A 17,968-nucleotide genomic window follows, 5' to 3' on the forward strand; every position below is an offset into this window, starting at 1 on the left:
CTTTAATATTTATGCATTTACAATGCTTATTCTGTCATGGTCGTTCCTCCTTTCATTGATTTATTTTAGGTTGTATTTAAAAGTTGAATTTATGCTTTCCTCCTTCAATAAAAATCGTCTTATCTCCTACTAGAACAGTAGCAGTTGTATTGATGGGGATTTCTACTTCTAATTGAATGCTACCTCCTACCCGCTTCCATTCAGATCGTATAAATCCTTTTACGGAGTTGTACTCTCCTTTCACCCAATCCAGACCTTCTACAAAATGAGGTTGTATAAGAATATGTTTGAATCCGGGATTATTAGGATCAAAGTTTATGCCGGCTAATACATTATACATCCATGCATTGATATCGCCCAAAAACATGTGATTGATAGATGCATCTCTGAATTCGGGAGACAAAGTCCATGTTTCGGGCATTGTATTAAAACCTTTCTTTATCCATGCACCCCACGAAGGCTCATCTTCTTTTGAAGCCATCTGATAAGCCATATCTGCATAGCCATATTTCGATAGCATTCTGAGTACTGTCTTACTTCCCAATACTCCGAAATCCAGGTATCCGTTATTTCCCTTTACCGTCTGATATAAATTGTCGGCGACCTTTTGTTCCATTCCATCAGGAACAATTCCTAAATAAAGAGCTATAGCCAATGATGTTTGCGAGCCGTTAGCATATATATTTTTTCGGGAGTCAAGGTATTTATTATTAATCAAATCCTTAAGTCTTTTTGCTTTTGATTTATAAACCGATCCATCGTAGCCTAGTATTTCCGAAAATTTAGCCATATAAAGATTATCCAGATAATAATAGCACGAAGTAGTATATTCGGTAGGCGTTTGAGTTTTGTAAGGCACCCAGTCTCCTATACCATAGGTCACACAGCCGTCAATATCTTCTCGCGTTGCCAAATATGTAAGATATCTCTCGCATGTGCTATATATTCTGCTTATGCTTTGTTTGTCTCCGTAATAGTCGTACAGAGCCATTGGTACAATAAACATCGCAGCATCCCATACAGGACCAATCCAGTCATCATATCCCCAACCCGAGCTTGGTATAATTCCTGAAATACGACCTTCTGAATTCTGGTTATCAATCATATCTTCGATCCATTTTTCATAGAATCGGATACCATCGAAATTTAGTAATCCCAAATCCATTGTAATATGGGCATCCGCAGTCCATCCATTTTTTTCGCGTTGAGGACAATCGGTAGGTATACTCATCACATTCGATAAATATGAACGATTTGCAGCCTTCCATATCTGATTCAGCAGGTCATTAGAACAGCTGAAATGACCTACTTCTTTCAAGTCGGAATGAAAGTTAAGTGCTGTTACATTTGTTTCATCAAGTTTTATCGGACGATTTGAACAGAGTTCTACATATTGGAATCCTTTGTATGAAAATCTAGGTGTAAAGACACACTCCTTACCATCAAGGATAAGTACATCTGTTTGAAAAGCCAACCCCGGAAGAGGCTTATAATAGATGTCGAGATTTCGCATCTCTAATCGCCCATTTGGCTTCAGTAATTCACCATATTGTATCTCTACTCTTGTATTTTTCTCTCCCTTTATTTTTAGTTCACATCCACCTGTCATATTCACACCAAAATCATAGACAAAAACAGTATCGCCAAAAGACTTTAGTGATATCGGGTTTATATTTTTTATTTTCCTTATTACGGGTTCTGTTTCTGCAACCAAACGATCAGACGGAGCATTCATTATTCTTGCATTAGTCCACATAGAGTCGTCAAAGGCAGGTTTATCCCATCCGTCAATTTCTTTATTCGCATCGTAAGTATCCCCACTGTAAATATTGTTTTGCACATAAGGGCTCGACGAAGAAACTTTCCATGTGGAGTCTGATATTATAATATCCTTTGTATTATCTTTATAAGTGATATGCAATTCGCTGATCATAGAAGCACGATTGCGCCAACGGGCTTTTTCGAAGCTCCACGTTGCTACAGGTGCAAATGCATTGTAAAATCCATTTCCTAAGATAGATGTTATGACATTTTTACCGGATTGTACCAATGACGTTACATCATAGATGTTATACAAATTCCGTTTATCATAATGAGTGTAGCCCGGAGCCAAAAAGGCGGAAGAATCAACAGGCCTCCCATTAATAGAAACGTCATAATATCCGGCGGCGCTAATATATAACCTAGCCTTCGCTATTTGTTTACTACTATTTATTTCAAAAGATTTACGTAGCATGGGTGCAATAGGGCTGTCCATAGCCTCATTGTCTGATATCCATTTTGCTTGCCAGGCTGAAGGTTGCATGAAAGCTGTTTCGAAATGACTGACAGGTGATACAATCTTCTGCTTTTTATTATTGTCCCATACCATAACTTGCCAATAATATATAGTGTACGGTTCAAGCACACAACTGGAATCAGGAGTAATGAACATTTCGTTGGTAGAGATTATTCCCGAACGCCATATATCATTAGAGGTCTTTTCTGAAAGAGCTTCCTTATTCCTTGAAAGTAGAAGTTGAACGCTGCCTTGTTTAAAGTCATGTCCTGAAATTGCTTCATAATTCCATGTAAATCGAGGAGAAACAGCATCAATTCCAATAGGATTGTGCATATACTCACATCTTAAGTTGTTAATCTTGACTTTCTTTGTTTCACATGATTGTGCTAGAGTAATAAAGAGACTTGTCAATAATAAAATGGTTATGGTTAATCTAGATTTATGCATGGTTATTATTATTTTATCACGAATAACTTTAACGGTTTAGTAAAAAATTCAAAAAAAATAGAAGAAGCCTTCGACAAAGCTGTTTGCAAAAGTAGAAACTACATATTAACAAACTGTTACATACGTATAAAATTATGGTTTCATTATATTTTCATGTATATTAATTGGTTATTCTGTATTGATTAATCCAATAAGGTTTTATTTAAATATCGTTTTTTTCATTATAATCATGCTTCCGCCTCTATCCTAAGAAATGGGATTTGTTATTTAAATTGATCCAGATATATAACAAAACCTCATTTAAAGACACCTAAACACAACTTAAACGGTTAAACAATACAAATTTAATTCTTATTTTAAAAACCACAATAAAAAGTTCAAATATCTTTCATAATTAACCATTGTTAAAAAATGGAACATTTAGAATAGGGACATTAAAATAACAAACAAATNNTTATAAAATAGAATCTAATATACATTCGATTAGGAAAGAAACAAGAGTGAGGATTCTTATATAAGATAAAAATAAAGTATTATTATTTTAACGAGAAAGTAAAATAATATACATTTGTAGAAATATAAATAGTATATTATATTTGAATGATAAAAAGGAATTGGTATCCTTATATATACTTTTAGAGACATAAATAGGTATTTATATGTATAGATGAAGCGAAATAATACTAAAACAATTATCTATAGATATTCGAACCTAATCAGAGTTAAGATAATATAGATGTAGTTAGCAATAATACTAAACCTACTATTCCACATATAAATATCTAATATACTTATATATCATTCAGATAAGTTAAATATTTAACCGTTAAATATAGAAAATTACGAATTTGTGTATTATATATGAAAACAAGGGTTTCACTTAAAGATATTGCAGAAAAATTAAACTTGTCTAAAACCACGGTGTCATGGGTACTGAACGGACAAGCAGAGAAAAAAGGTATAAGTAAAAATACACAAGAGATTGTACTGAATTGTGCAAAAGAATTGAACTATCAGCCAAATTTAATAGCTCGAAGTCTGAATATTGGGCAGACCAAAACCATTGGGCTTATTCTGCCTTCCATATCCGATTATTTTTATTCCTCAATAGCCAGAGAAATAGAAAATCAAGCCAACATGCATGGATATTCTCTGATGATAGCAAGTTCCGAATCGGACTTCAACAAAGAAGACCTTGTTATACAAATGTTCAAATCGAAGGGAGTAGATGGAATAATTATAGCACCAACTAAGCGATCGAAAGTTGAAATAGAGCGGCTTATATCTGAAAAATTTCCTTTAGTAACATTCGACCGTTATTTTCCTGAACTGCAAACAAGTTATATCATTATCGACAACAAGGAAAGTAGCTACAAATTAACAAAGCATCTCATAGGTATGGGGTGCAAAAACATTGCACTTATTACCACAAACTCTCATCTTACTACAATGGGTGAAAGAAATGAGGGTTATAAACAAGCATTGTCAGATTCCGGTATCAAATTTAATCCAGCACTTGTGGGAAATATAGAATATGAAGATTATGATAATAAAATTGTAAAAGTATTAGATAATATATTTGAAAAAGTACCTGATGTAGATGGTTTCTTTTTCACCACACATATTCTAGCAGTAGAGGCCTTCCTTTATTTTGATAACAAAGGAATCGACTTTAATCGACAATTTCAACTGGCATGCATACATGGTGTATCTTTATTCAAAATTTTAGCACCAAAAATTAACATTGCAAAAATGCCCGTTGCAGATATAGGTAAAAATGCTGTAGATATTTTACTAGGAGAGATTCAGGAAAAAAGCAAACAAGCTGGAGAAAAAGGACAATATAAAGTTATTTTACCATGTACTCTTTATTTAAATAATTAAGAGTACAACATAAATATAAATAGGATTTTAAGCAATTCAAATAACATCTATTTCTATAGACTCCTATTATAGTCTTGTTTTAACCTATATCAACTAAAAAATTGAATCTTGAACTCCGAACAAGACCCTTCCTTAAACACAAACTACTTAAATAATAAAACCCAAAACAACAGGATATACTACAATATTCTCCTTGTCTGCATTCATTTCGAAAGATATAAAATAAAGATTCGAAGTTTTATTTTCCATCTTTTTTGAAAACAGATCAAATTAGACATAAGAACTCTTAATATATGTTTTAAAACATATCGAAAATAAGTGTATATTTTTACACTTATTATTAACATTGTACTCATAAGTGTACAGTGAACACTTATGCTTTAAATAAGCTTTTAAACCATATATAATATCATGCTAGAATCATTAAAAAAAGAGGTATTCGATGCTAATCTGGATCTGGTAAAACATGGATTAGTCATATTCACATGGGGAAATGTTAGTGCTATCGATAGAGAAAAAAATCTGGTAATAATCAAACCGTCAGGAGTATCATATGAAAAGATGAAAGTTGAAGATATGGTTGTACTCGATTTAGATGGAAAAATTGTAGAGGGACAATTAAAACCCTCATCCGATACTGCAACTCATATAGCTTTATATAAAGCCTTTCCAAATATAGGGGGAATTGTACATACTCATTCTACTTACGCCACATCTTGGGCTCAGGCAGGCCGTGATATACCTAATATCGGCACTACTCATGCCGATTACTTTAAAGATGAGATACCTTGTACAAGACAAATGACAAAAGAAGAGATTGAAGGCAAGTATGAACTCGAAACAGGCAATGTAATAATCGAGCGTTTTGCAGCCCTAAATCCGGATTATACACCAGGAGTTCTTGTCAATAATCATGGTCCTTTCTCGTGGGGAAAAGATGCGCATAATGCTGTTAATAATGCTGTAGTACTCGAACAAGTCGCAAAAATGGCTTATTTGGCATATAGCATCAACCCGCAACTAAAGATGAATGATGAGCTTATTAAAAAACACTTTTTCAGAAAACATGGTCCTGATGCATATTACGGACAATAAAAAAGTTACACACGTTTAAATATTATACCATGAAAAAAGTTATTCTTTCCATACTATTTCTAAGCGGTGTCGCTGTTATTTCAGTAGCCCAAAATAAATTGGTTATTAATGCAGATCAGGGGAAAGATGTTATCAGCAAACATGTTTATGGACATTTTTCTGAACATCTCGGACATTGTATTTACGGAGGCTATTGGGTAGGTGAGGATTCCCCCATTCCCAACACACGTGGTATCCGCAACGATGTAGTAAAAGCTTTACGCGATATCAAAATTCCTAATTTGCGTTGGCCCGGAGGCTGTTTTGCCGACGAATATCATTGGATGGATGGGGTTGGCCCTCGCGACAAACGTCCTAAAATGGTAAATACTCATTGGGGAGGAGTTGTCGAAGATAACAGTTTTGGCACGCACGAATTTCTCGATCTATGCGAACAGTTGAACTGTGAGCCCTACATCTGTGGAAATGTAGGGAGCGGCACAGTGGAAGAAATGTCTAAATGGGTAGAATATATTACTTTCGATGGAGAAAGCCCAATGGCAAACCTGCGTCGTCAAAATGGTCGTGAGAAACCTTGGAAAGTATCTTTCTGGGGAGTTGGAAACGAAAACTGGGGCTGCGGAGGTAATATGACTGCCGAATTTTATGCAGATCAGTACAAACGTTATTCCACTTATTGCCGAAACTATGGCGACAACAAACTCTATCTTATTGCCGGAGGCGCTAATTCAGACGACTATAATTGGACAGAGACTTTGATGAAAAATGCAGCACGTCAAATGCAGGGATTGTCTTTGCACCATTATACAATTCCTAAGAGTTGGGAAGACAAAGGTTCCGCTACACAATTCGACGAAGCGGAATACTATGTGACTATAGAAAAAACACTAAAAATGAATGATTTGTTAAAAAGACATTCAAACATTATGGACCGATACGATCCGCAAAAAAGAGTCGCCCTTATCCCCGACGAGTGGGGTACTTGGTATAACGTAGAATCTGGAACCAATCCCGGATTTCTCTACCAACAAAACACTATGCGCGACGCGATTATTGCTGCTATCAATTTGAATATATTCAATAGCTATTGCGATCGGGTAAAAATGACTAACATAGCACAAACAATAAATGTATTACAAGCTGTAATATTAACCGACAAGGAAAAGATGTTATTGACTCCGACTTATTGGGTCTATTATCTTTATAAAGTTCATCAAGATGCAACTTTGCTTCCTATTTCACTATCTTCTGCTAAATACGAGCTGAATGGAAAAAAAATTGATGTCATCAGTGTATCAGCATCAAAAGACGCTTCAGGAAAAGTTCATATTACATTGGTAAATATAGACCCCAACAAAGAACAAAGTATAGATGCTGATTTGCGGGGAATAGAAGTTAAAAACGTTTCGGGACAAGTATTGACATCAGGCAAAATAAATGACTACAATTCCTTCGACACTCCCGATGTTGTTTCTGTGAAAGCATTTAAAGGAGCGCAATTATCAAAAGACAAAATATCGATAACATTACCATCCAAATCGGTTGTAATGTTGGAACTTAATTAACAATAAATAACATCATGGATTTTAAAGATTTAGAAATTTGGTTTGTTACAGGAGCGCAATTATTATATGGAGGCGATGCTGTTGTTGCTGTGGATTCACACTCTACTCAAATGGTAAAAAGTTTGAACGACTCAGGCAAACTACCTATCAAAGTTGTTTATAAAGGAACGGTCAATTCATCTAAAGAAATAGCAAAGGCTTTTTCTGATGCCAATTCTGACAATAAATGTATTGGAGTAATAACATGGATGCACACATTTTCTCCTGCAAAAATGTGGATACAGGGATTAAAAAACTACAAGAAACCTCTGCTACATTTTCACACTCAATTCAACAAAGAAATTCCGTGGAATGAAATCGATATGGATTTCATGAATCTAAATCAGTCAGCACATGGCGACCGTGAATTTGGGCATATGGTAAGCCGTATGCGCAAAAACAGAAAAGTAATTGTCGGACATTGGTCTGATGAAAAAGTACAGGCTAAGCTAGCTTCTTGGATGCGTGTATGTGCAGGATGGGCAGATGCTCAGGATATGCTTATCATTCGTTTCGGAGACAATATGAATAACGTCGCTGTAACAGATGGAGATAAGGTAGAAGCCGAAATGCGTTTGGGTTATCATGTAGACAATGCTCCTATCGCAACATTAGTTCCGTATATAGAAGCCGTAAAAGAAACTGAAATAGATGCATTAATTACTGAATACGAAAAAGTATATGACTTTGCTGCTGATTGCAAAAAAGGAGGAGAAAAACATCAATTTGTACGTGATGCAGCAGCTCAGGAAATAGGGCTTCGTCGTTTTCTTCAAGAAAAGGGAGCGAAGGGATTCACGACCAGCTTTAATGAACTTGAAGGCATGAAACAATTGATGGGATTTGCATCTCAACGCCTCATGGCGGAAGGCTACGGATTCGGAGCCGAAGGCGACTGGAAAACGGCTGCCCTTGTCCGTACAATGTGGGTAATGGGAAAAGGGCTGCCCGGTGGTCAATCGTTCCTTGAAGACTATACGCTCAATTTCGATGGAGAGAACAGTACCATTCTGCAATCGCACATGTTGGAAATCAATCCGGATATAACCGGAACAAAACCTCGCATCGAAGTTCATTTCCTTGGTATTGGCGATGCTCGCACTTGTTCGCGCCTCGTATTTCAAGCACACAAGGGTGAAGGTGTTGCAGCTACAATTGTAGACATGGGTAATCGCTTCCGTATGATTGTAAATGAAGTAGTAGTAGAAGAACCGAAGCCACTACCTAAATTGCCTGTAGCATGTGCATTGTGGAAACCAATGCCGAACCTTGAAATTGGTGCCGCTGCATGGATATTGGCAGGTGGTACTCATCACTCAAGCTTCTCTTATTCTGTCACTACCGAAATGCTGGAAGACTATGCTGATATAGCTGGTATAGAACTGGTAACTATAGACAAGAATACAACCATAAATAACTTTAAGTTTGAGTTGAAAGTAAATGAAGTATACTACTTATTAAATACAGCGTTAAGCTGAGTTAGATTGTTTCAAGTATGGGGAGTAGTGATATTCCCTATACTTATTTTATTATTAAAAAGTTAACTACCTTATGAAAGGAACATATACTATAGTTGTCAACTATAATGGAATGTGAATTTCATACTATTTATGAAAAATAAAATATATGAAATATACAATAGGACTTGATTACGGCTCAGATTCTTGCCGAGCAGTAATCATAGAAGCTGAAACTGGAAAGGAAATTGCATCATCAGTCAAATATTATAAAAGATGGATACAGGGGAAATACTGTGATCCTCAAAAAAACCAATACAGACAACACCCTCTCGATTATATAGAAGCTTTAGAAGAATCCGTAAAGGAGGCTCTGAGTAAGTCTCCGGCAGGTACAGCAGAGCAAGTAGTAGGCATGTCATTTGATACTACAGGCTCTACTCCTGCCCTGATTGATAAAGACGGACAGGTGTTAGCATTACGACCTGATTTTGCAGAAAATCCAAATGCAATGTTTGTCCTTTGGAAAGATCATACAGCGATCAAAGAAGCAGCTAAAATAAATGAAGTAGCCAAACGCTGGCCTATCGACTATACTGCCTATGTAGGTGGTATATACTCTAGTGAGTGGGTTTGGGCAAAAGTGGCACATGTTCTGAAAGAAGATAAAGCTGTAGCCGGAGAAGCTTACAGTTGGATAGAGCATTGTGATTGGATGCCTGCTCTAATTACAGGCACAACAAAGCCATCAGATATAATAAGAGGACGTTGTGCTGCAGGACACAAAGCCATGTGGCTGAAAGAATGGGACGGCTTGCCAACAGAAGATTTTCTTGTAGAAATAGCACCCGAACTGAAAGGGTATAGAGAAAGACTATTTCACGATACATACACCAGTGAAGTTAAAGTAGGAAACCTAACAGAAGAATGGGCTGGCAGGCTTGGATTAACAACAAATGTAGCTGTTGGTGTAGGAGCGTTTGACTGTCATATGGGAGCAGTAGGTGCCGAAATAGAACCGAAGGCATTTGTTCGTGTTATCGGAACCTCTACTTGCGATATTATGATTGCTCCTTATGAAGATATGCACGGAAAACTAATTCCTGGTATCTGCGGACAAGTAGATGGATCTGTTATTCCGGGAATGGTAGGTCTTGAAGCCGGACAGTCAGGTTTTGGTGATATTTATGCCTGGTTCAAATCTGTATTGGCTTGGCCTTTGGAGAATATACTAAAAGAGTCGGCACTAATAGATCAGGAAACAAAGCAAAAACTAATAGACGAAACTCTTGACAAGATAATCCCTACCCTATCCAAAGAAGCGGAAAAAATTCCAGTATCAGAAAGTTCTATTTTAGCAATCGATTGGATGAACGGGCGTCGTACTCCTGATGCCAATCAAATGGTAAAAGGAACAATCACAGGATTAAACCTGGCAAGTTCTGCCCCTCTAATTTTCAAAGCATTGGTAGAGGCTACTGCTTTTGGATCGAAAGCAATTGTTGATCGCTTTCTCGAAAACGGAATTGAAATCAATAGCGTAATTGGCATAGGGGGTATCTCTCTGAAATCACCATTGGTTATGCAAACATTGGCAGACGTATTGGCAATGCCTATAAAAGTTGCTAAATCAGAACAAGCTTGCGCATTTGGTGCAGCAATGTTTGCTTCTGTTGCAGCTGGAGTTCACCCTGACATTAAAGCTGCTCAGAAAGCGATGGGACAAGGCTTTGCTCACGAATACAAACCTAATATGGCGAAACATGAAGTATATATGCAGATATATGCAAAATATCAAAAGTTAGGAAAATTTACTGAAACAGAATTATTCTCTTAAACATAATATCATACTATGAACTGGAATTCACACGAATTTATTTGGCTCGACTGGGTGATTATTGCAGTTGGGATATTGGCAGTAACATGGGCTGTCTGGCGTTCGATCCAAAAAGACAAACGCCTGCAACAAGGTGCCAGTAGCGAAGACTATTTGTTCGGAAAAGGCGAACCATGGTACATAATCGGTGCTGCTATCTTTGCAGCAAACATCGGTTCGGAGCACCTTGTAGGACTTGCCGGAACAGGAGCTAAAGCCGGAGTGGGTATGGCTCACTGGGAAATGCAAGGCTGGATGATACTTATTTTAGGTTGGTTATTCGTACCATTCTATCAACTTATGAATAACAAGATGGGCAAAATTATCACAATGCCCGACTTCCTAAAATACCGCTATACACCTGCTACGGGTTCTTGGTTGTCTATCATCACTCTTATAGCCTATGTACTTACCAAAGTGAGTGTAACCGCATTTACAGGAGGTATCTTTATGGAAAGCCTTCTAGGTCTACCTTTCTGGTATGGAGCAATCGGCTTGATAGTACTAACAGGTATTTTTACTGTTCTCGGTGGTATGAAAGGAGTTATGACTCTATCTGCAATCCAAACACCGATACTTATTATAGGTTCATTCCTTGTGCTTTTCCTAGGATTATCTNNCCTGCTCTTGGAGGAGGTAGTATTCCTGAAGGTTGGACAGCGATGATCGACTACGCAAAAACATTGAATGTAGGAGAAGATGGTGTTGCATACGGTACAAACCATATGTTTCACTTCAATACCGGTGATCCGTTATATGATGATTACCCCGGCTTTTGGGTATTTATCGGAGCTTCAATAATAGGTTTCTGGTATTGGTGCACCGACCAGCATATCGTTCAACGTGTACTTGGACAACGCAAGGGTGAAGACAACGATGTAGTGATGAAACGTGCGCGTAGAGGTACTATTGCTGCTGGTTATTTCAAATTGTTACCTGTATTTATGTTCCTAATACCGGGCATGGTAGCAGCGGCATTGGCTGCACGTCCCGATAGCGGATTTACATTGGATGATCCGGACACTGCGTTCGGTTCAATGGTTAAATTTGTATTGCCTGCGGGTGTGAAAGGAATTGTTACCATAGGTTTTATATCTGCTTTAATTGCTTCTTTGGCTGCATTCTTCAATTCTTGCGCAACATTGTTTACGGAAGACTTCTATAAACCTATGTTCAAAAATAAGAGTGAATCCACTTATGTTTTGGTAGGTCGTATTGCGACAATTGTAGTCGTGATCCTTGGTATTGTTTGGATACCTGTTATGATGAGCCTTGGTAGTCTTTACGACTATCTGCAAGGTATTCAATCATTACTCGCTCCTGCTATGGTAGCCGTATTTGCTCTTGGTATCTTTTCTAAAAGAATTACACCTAAGGCTGGAGAAGCTGGAATGATAGTGGGATTCGCGATTGGGATGGTACGCTTATTAACCAATATATTTACCAACACCGGTAAGGACGCAATGACCGGCTGGTATTGGGAATACACAAGTTGGTTCTGGCAAACGAACTGGCTCATTTTTGAAATATGGTTATTAGTATTCATTATGTTGCTGATGGTCGTTGTATCGTTTTTCACACCGAAGCCAACAGCCCAACAGATAGATGCTATCACTTTCTCTAGCGATTACAAGAAACTTATTAGTAAGAGTTGGAATAAATGGGATGTTATCGCATCACTGGGAGTTGTAATTCTTTGTGTCGCATTTTACATATACTTTTGGTAAAACAATAACATACTTATATATAATATTTTAACAATAGAATACTTTTATAAAGGAATAAAGCAAGAGGCTGTCTTATTGGACAGCCTCTTCTGTGTTTATGCAACTTTCTTTAATTATATTTATAAACAGATAAAGAGAACAATCATAAAAAATTAAATATAAGAACTTTAAAAGAAAGCTTTTATAAAAAGCTAAAAGCAGTTTTTTATACACAAGAGAACTAATCTTATTTAACCTAATAAAGATACAAAAGATACCTCATCTCCTATCCCTCTATATCTATCGCAATATTGTGAAAAGATATGGACACATCTGCTCTGCCTATAAATGAAACTTCTAAGATCATTTGATAGGAAAGAGAAACAGCGAAACCTTTATACAAAGATTTCGCTGTCTCCTCCAAAAAAGTACGAATCACCTAAAAGCCTATGTGATATTATCTCATATCATTAAAAACATTAGATTATTATTTACCACTCAAACCTTCTGCAAATCCGGCATAAGCAGGCTTACGGTTATAGTTCAAGCTCCATAGCCCAATAGGCTGTCCTTTTCTCCAACCACTGCCATCAGGGCTGTCTGTCGGACTCCAATGAGTAATTCCATATTGTTGACTCACAGGAATGATTTCAAAATATTTTTTCACAATAAACTTATAATACTCAGACATCAATAACTGTTGCTCGAAAGTAAGGTATGCTGTCTTAATTTCATTACCATTCTCATCTACTATACCCATATCCAATTCAGATATTTTTATGAGTTTTCCTGAAGCTTTTAATAGTTCAAACATCTTCACGACATGGTCTTCTTTGCTCTTTTGTGTTGCAGAGTTTAGATAATAAGAGACATGCATTTGAGTACCGATACCATCAATCTTAGTTCCGTCTTTCTCCCAACGTTCAATCCAATTTATCAAGCTCTTCAGTTTCATGTTATCATCCCAGTCTGATTCCAGATTGTAGTCGTTGATGAACAACTTCATATCTTCAGGTCCATATTTGCGGGTAAGTTGGATAGCTGTACGCACATAGTCATCACCCAAGTAATCTTGCCAATAGAAATTATTCTTAGCGTCTTCTGCCGATACGTTATTTACAGATTGTAAATCATACCAACCATCGCCATCTTTATCAGCACCGGCCAGAGGCTCATTCACTACATCCCATGCTTTCACATATCCGCCACAAGCTTCCATCATACCTTTTACCCAATTTTCCATCGCATTGGTCAAAACTTCTTTCTTTTCTTCCGGAGTCAAAGGAATGGTATTGCCAGACTCTTCTATTTCAAACACAATGTCATCAAAATAGAATGTAGTTGCCAGCTTATTTTTTGCAAGATTAAAAGCTATAGTACTCATTCCTTCTTGTGATGAATTGATAGAACCTGAATTAGTATATTCCTGCCATTCTGTAGTTACATCAGGACTTCCCACCATAGCATAATGCAAATAGCCGCCCGGCTCTTTATGCGCCTGAGAATCAATACTAACATTTCTACTAGCCTTGACCTTCATACTGAAACGATATTTTTCACCCTCCTTAAATACATGAGGTACTTTTACAAAGAATTGGGTGTCCCAATCCTGAGTAGCATTATCACCTGATTGAACAACAATAGCCCGTCCCGTACCTCCTGCACCTGTACCGGCTGCACTAAAAGTAGCTGCTTTAGGTCCATTAGAAACTTCAGTAGCATAGAAAGAAGATACATCGTCATCTTCGCAGTTACTATTGCTTACAAGATTTTTCCACCAAGTAGATGGACCTGCAGCAAGCGCCTCAATATTGAAAGAATAAGAATGCCAGCTTGGTTTTCCCCAATTTGATAAGTCTTTACTGTCAAAGGTGCCATTACTGATTACATTATCCGTAGAGTTAGCAGCCGTCAAAGTAATATCGTCAAAATACAAATCGCCACCAAATTTACCAAAACAGAACTGAAGTTTGTTAAACGCATGACTTGGTGTAAACTGAAGAGTAACATTACTCCAATCTTTACTTGCTGCAAGAGATAAACCATAAAGAACATTACTACCATCTGTAGGCCAAAAGTCAACAGTAGCCGCCGCAGATGCCTTGATTCTCATGCTTAATGTATATGTCACACCAACCGTTAATGGGCTTGCCGGTTCGTAATAAATTTGCCAATCCCACGTATTAGCCTTAGCTTCGGTTGTATTTATATGCAAGCAGTTATTTGCATCGTTAGGATCTACTTCAATTTCCTTGTCAGCAATCAAATTATTCAAATATTTATTATTTTGTTGAGAGTGCCACAATATCGTATGTCCATAAATACTAAGACCTGCACCTTTAGCAGCATCAACAAATTTTACTACTTGAGAGAAATCCATTGAACCATCGTCTTTTACAATCGAGCCATATTTCATCGCATTACCCGCTGTTAATTCATCGAAATTGGAACAGGCAAGACTATAAACCATGTCTCTCTTCAAAAAATCGCTAACAGTAATGCCCGATCCTAATTTGAAATTTGGATTAGTCTTGCGATCTACATACGATTTCAGAACATCATATTCATTTAGATATTCATATTTCTCGAGATCTGCCGGCTTATCAACATTAAAGTTGCTATCAAAATTATCGACACAAGAGACCATTGTCATCACAGCGACAATAATCAACAAGAATTTATTATAATACTTCATCATACTCATCTTTAGTAAAATTAAAAATGATTAGTTTTATAAGTTGGGACAAACCATTCAGCATCTATACCTCGGGTTTGTACCACCAAAGTATCTTTAGTTACATATTGCTTTGATCCGAAGTTTATATTGTACTCCAAATACATAGCATTACGGTCTTTATTACCCCAACTATTTTTCTCTCCGTTTTTTACAAATTTACCTGAGCCACTAGCGGTATAGCCTTGCGTATCAGTAGAGATAGTACACTCATTATTATCATTAAAAGTTAGGAGTAAATCACATGTAAGAGTTTGTACACCACCTAAACCATCAGAAACAGTAGTTTTAACCGGGAATTTAGTCACCTTTAAACTTGCAGTCGTCAAACTACAAAGTTCGTCATTTTCCACATACGGCTTGCGACGTACATTCGTTGCAGTTGCACCATTCTCGGTTACAAGATCTACTCCTCTGCGCAGATATTTTGCATGCCACGGATTGATAAATTTCACTGCATACAATACGTAGTCTTGAGGCTGAATATCCCACGCTTCTGAATAGGTACGAGGTGCGTTCTGTATCAAATGACGACCGCTCAAAATACTGTCTGCATTTTGTACTTTAGTCATTAACAATGGAATTACATACGTTTTTTTCAAAGCGTCGGGATCGGAAAAGAATGCATCTTGCAATTGAACCCCTACCGATCCTTGAATTTTCTTATCAAGAATAATCTTACTACCTCCTAAAGTGTAGTAATTGGATGGCATGGCTTGAACCGGACTACCGTCTTCGAAGAATAAGTTATCACATAATCCATTATCGACGGCAATATCTATGCTGATATTCTTTTGGTTTTTATATACACCTCCCATTGTTGCGTATATTTCGCAACGATGCTCATTATCTAAAGTAGTATCATAAGTATCATCTCCCAATACGATTGTACGCACGGGATATTGATAGGCAAAATAAACAGTTGTTCCGCCTTCATAGTTTGGGAATTCAACACCTTGATTTTCGCATGATGTCATTGATGCAATCAAAATTCCGGCAAACAATACAGGCAATAATTTGAATCGTTTCATATTTTTCAATATTTAGATATTTTTTGATTATTCATTTACCAGCCTTGATTCTGCTGTAGGTTGCTCCATTTTATAGTTTCACTATAAGGCACAGGCCCATGATACATATAATCTTTGTAGTTTCTTTCTTCTACCGGAATTACTTTATATACCAAAGCTCCACCTACTTTATCTATTTGCATACCTTTAGCACCCTCATTCAGGTTGGCTTTCCAACGGCGCAAATCCCAAAAACGTCGGTTTTCGAAACAGAGTTCAATACGACGTTCATTACGTATCAGTTCACGCATTTTATCTTTATCGTTTTTAATACTTTCAAGATAAGGGTCTCCTCCATTAATACCTACACCTGCACGGGCACGGATAGCCTTGATTACGTCGTAAGCACTGTATGAATGTCCGTTGCCATTAGTAGGTCCCCAAGCTTCATTTGCTGCCTCAGCATAAGCTAAGAATATTTCAGTAAATCGTATGCGTACGGGATAATGGTATTGTGCCGTATTGTATGTCGGATCGGGATTACAATCGTCACGCAATAGTTTTTTCAAATAATAGCCGGTACGTGTAGATGTACTTTCATTATTTAACGCGTCTTTATTATCAGCTTCGTATGTTCCGGTAATTATTTTCTTCGAATTTGTACCATACGTAGTTTCGTTATACAATACATATGCTGTCAAACGTGGATCTCTGTTAGTATATGGAGCATTTGAAGAGTATCCACTGGCCGGATCTAAAATTGGATATCCACTTGCCGTAGGAAATGCATCCACCAGATTTTGGGTTGGATTTATACGTCCACTACCATAAAGTGATGGCGGATAATTACTCTTTTCTTGCGAAAGTCCCATTGCATAATCTTCGGTACTATTATCTTTATCTCCTCTCCATAGTATCTCTTTAGGAACAGCTCCTGATCCCAATGAGTTGATTTCAGTTTTGTTCATATACCATGTCCATCCTGTTGGATCTATTCCGCCTAAACCATTGATACGATCTAGTACGATAGCTGCATTATCAGCAGCATTAGCCCATGTTACGGTTGTACCCGTGTTATATGCAGGACTTGCTGCAAACAAAGCTGCCTGTGCCCTAATAGCTTCTGCGATACGAGCAGTAAGGCGACCTCGTATATGAGTACCATTTACCCGATTATAATCACTGGCATTGGTTACACCGATTGCTTTATATTTAGCAGGAATATTTGCATCACTGATGTCATTGTAATCAAGAGGTAAGTATTCTGTCGCTTTTTCTACATCACTAAAAATTTGATCTATACAAGCCTGAAATGTATCTCTTGGCACATTGAAATCTGTACTCATATTATCTACAGTAGTTACATTGGGTATTCCCAATAGTTTTCCATCTTCAGTCCAGCCTCCATGAGCCATCAAGAGATAGTACATATTCAACGCACGCAATCCATACGCTTCGCCTTTAAGGCGATCGCAATACATAATATGTACATTCGGATCTTTTGCCCATGCAACTTTATCGGCATTTTCTAAAAAGATGTTGAGATATTGAATAGCAGCTCTACAGTTCTGCCACTTAGACATCGGGTCGTTACTAGCTGTCCACGATCCTGTTGCCATGCTTAAATAGCTACTAGCTTTATCGTTAGTCACTGCATCATCTGTCGCAATGTCTGTTTCAGATTTAGTCTGATAGGGAAGCATGGAATAAGCGTATCCTAATATCCCTTGTGCATATCCCGGTTCATTATACATATCATCTAACTCTCTATTGTTCTCTAAAGCAGGAGAAAACAGATCATCACAAGATGTTAAGAAGAGCAAGATAATGACCAGAAATTTTGTTATATTATTTATTGCTTTCATACTGTTGTT

General features: G+C 37.2%; 9 protein-coding genes and 1 pseudogene. 6 read left to right on the forward strand and 4 right to left on the reverse strand.

The annotated features are described in order from the left end of the window. Window positions 1-76: 76 nt before the first annotated feature. Window positions 77-2,728: a family 78 glycoside hydrolase catalytic domain gene (locus B3P17_RS04920; protein ID WP_409517023.1), complete on the reverse strand. Its 2,652-nt coding sequence runs from the start codon at window positions 2,726-2,728 to the stop codon at window positions 77-79. An 861-nt stretch (window positions 2,729-3,589) separates the two neighbouring features. Here B3P17_RS04920 and B3P17_RS04925 point away from each other — a divergent pair. From B3P17_RS04925 to B3P17_RS04950, 6 genes and pseudogenes are all read left to right on the forward strand, one after another. Next, the gene (locus B3P17_RS04925) at window positions 3,590-4,612 is read left to right on the forward strand and encodes a LacI family DNA-binding transcriptional regulator (RefSeq protein WP_135104272.1); all 1,023 of its coding nucleotides are present in this window, start codon (window positions 3,590-3,592) and stop codon (window positions 4,610-4,612) included. A gap of 411 nt (window positions 4,613-5,023) precedes the next feature. Then, complete coding sequence (araD, locus tag B3P17_RS04930; RefSeq protein WP_291103988.1) at window positions 5,024-5,707, forward strand: L-ribulose-5-phosphate 4-epimerase; 684 nt, start codon at window positions 5,024-5,026, stop codon at window positions 5,705-5,707. A gap of 29 nt (window positions 5,708-5,736) precedes the next feature. Further along, a complete protein-coding gene (locus tag B3P17_RS04935; RefSeq protein ID WP_291103991.1) occupies window positions 5,737-7,272 on the forward strand; it encodes an alpha-N-arabinofuranosidase in 1,536 nt (511 codons plus the stop codon). A gap of 14 nt (window positions 7,273-7,286) precedes the next feature. Further along, a complete protein-coding gene (gene araA / locus B3P17_RS04940) occupies window positions 7,287-8,789 on the forward strand; it encodes an L-arabinose isomerase (protein ID WP_135104269.1) in 1,503 nt (500 codons plus the stop codon). Window positions 8,790-8,937: 148 nt separating this feature from the next. Continuing rightward, entirely contained in the window at window positions 8,938-10,605 is a 1,668-nt protein-coding gene (locus B3P17_RS04945) for a ribulokinase (RefSeq protein ID WP_291103994.1), read from the forward strand. A 15-nt stretch (window positions 10,606-10,620) separates the two neighbouring features. Continuing rightward, window positions 10,621-12,371: pseudogene (locus tag B3P17_RS04950) on the forward strand (sodium:solute symporter). Window positions 12,372-12,837: 466 nt separating this feature from the next. Here B3P17_RS04950 and B3P17_RS04955 read toward each other — a convergent pair. The 3 genes from B3P17_RS04955 to B3P17_RS04965 are packed head-to-tail and all read right to left on the reverse strand — an operon-like array spanning window position 12,838 to window position 17,959. Further along, a complete protein-coding gene (locus B3P17_RS04955; protein WP_291104026.1) occupies window positions 12,838-15,045 on the reverse strand; it encodes an endo-1,4-beta-xylanase in 2,208 nt (735 codons plus the stop codon). Between the two features lie 20 nt (window positions 15,046-15,065). Further along, window positions 15,066-16,115: a DUF5627 domain-containing protein gene (locus B3P17_RS04960; protein WP_291103997.1), complete on the reverse strand. Its 1,050-nt coding sequence runs from the start codon at window positions 16,113-16,115 to the stop codon at window positions 15,066-15,068. A 35-nt stretch (window positions 16,116-16,150) separates the two neighbouring features. Next, window positions 16,151-17,959: a RagB/SusD family nutrient uptake outer membrane protein gene (locus tag B3P17_RS04965; RefSeq protein WP_291104000.1), complete on the reverse strand. Its 1,809-nt coding sequence runs from the start codon at window positions 17,957-17,959 to the stop codon at window positions 16,151-16,153. Window positions 17,960-17,968 lie beyond the last annotated feature (9 nt).

Origin of the sequence: Dysgonomonas sp. UBA7630 (assembly GCF_002483985.1) — a bacterium.
Taxonomy (GTDB): domain Bacteria; phylum Bacteroidota; class Bacteroidia; order Bacteroidales; family Dysgonomonadaceae; genus Dysgonomonas.

What these genes read in the sequence shown, in the direction of transcription:
- araD (WP_291103988.1), top strand. Translation starts at nt 5,024, where the DNA reads ATGCTAGAATCATTAAAAAAAGAGGTATTCGATGCTAATCTGGATCTG.
- B3P17_RS04945 (WP_291103994.1), top strand. Translation starts at nt 8,938, where the DNA reads ATGAAATATACAATAGGACTTGATTACGGCTCAGATTCTTGCCGAGCA.
- B3P17_RS04955 (WP_291104026.1), bottom strand. Translation starts at nt 15,045, where the DNA reads ATGAAGTATTATAATAAATTCTTGTTGATTATTGTCGCTGTGATGACA.
- B3P17_RS04935 (WP_291103991.1), top strand. Translation starts at nt 5,737, where the DNA reads ATGAAAAAAGTTATTCTTTCCATACTATTTCTAAGCGGTGTCGCTGTT.
- B3P17_RS04920 (WP_409517023.1), bottom strand. Translation starts at nt 2,728, where the DNA reads ATGCATAAATCTAGATTAACCATAACCATTTTATTATTGACAAGTCTC.
- B3P17_RS04925 (WP_135104272.1), top strand. Translation starts at nt 3,590, where the DNA reads ATGAAAACAAGGGTTTCACTTAAAGATATTGCAGAAAAATTAAACTTG.
- araA (WP_135104269.1), top strand. Translation starts at nt 7,287, where the DNA reads ATGGATTTTAAAGATTTAGAAATTTGGTTTGTTACAGGAGCGCAATTA.
- B3P17_RS04965 (WP_291104000.1), bottom strand. Translation starts at nt 17,959, where the DNA reads ATGAAAGCAATAAATAATATAACAAAATTTCTGGTCATTATCTTGCTC.
- B3P17_RS04960 (WP_291103997.1), bottom strand. Translation starts at nt 16,115, where the DNA reads ATGAAACGATTCAAATTATTGCCTGTATTGTTTGCCGGAATTTTGATT.